Origin of the sequence: Bacillus sp. AFS088145 (assembly GCF_002564465.1) — a bacterium.
Taxonomy (GTDB): domain Bacteria; phylum Bacillota; class Bacilli; order Bacillales; family Bacillaceae_G; genus Gottfriedia.
Window position 1 is genome coordinate 1 of record NZ_NUUX01000063.1, and the last position, 247, is coordinate 247.

2 tRNA genes are annotated in these 247 nt (G+C 46.6%); both read left to right on the forward strand.

Going from position 1 to position 247, the window contains the following annotated elements:
- Window positions 1-45: 45 nt before the first annotated feature.
- Window positions 46-122, forward strand: a tRNA-Ile gene (locus COI44_RS23545).
- Window positions 123-144: 22 nt separating this feature from the next.
- Window positions 145-220 (forward strand) — tRNA-Ala (locus COI44_RS23550).
- Window positions 221-247 lie beyond the last annotated feature (27 nt).

Sequence of the window (247 nt, forward strand, 5' to 3'; positions counted from 1 at the left end):
ATTGTTTTGTTTAGTTTTGAAGGATTATCCTTCATATATAGATATGGGCCTATAGCTCAGCTGGTTAGAGCGCACGCCTGATAAGCGTGAGGTCGATGGTTCGAGTCCATTTAGGCCCACCATATCTTTCTTTTTTTTATGTTCGGGGCCTTAGCTCAGCTGGGAGAGCGCCTGCCTTGCACGCAGGAGGTCAGCGGTTCGATCCCGCTAGGCTCCACCATTTTTATTTTGTACCTTGAAAACTAGA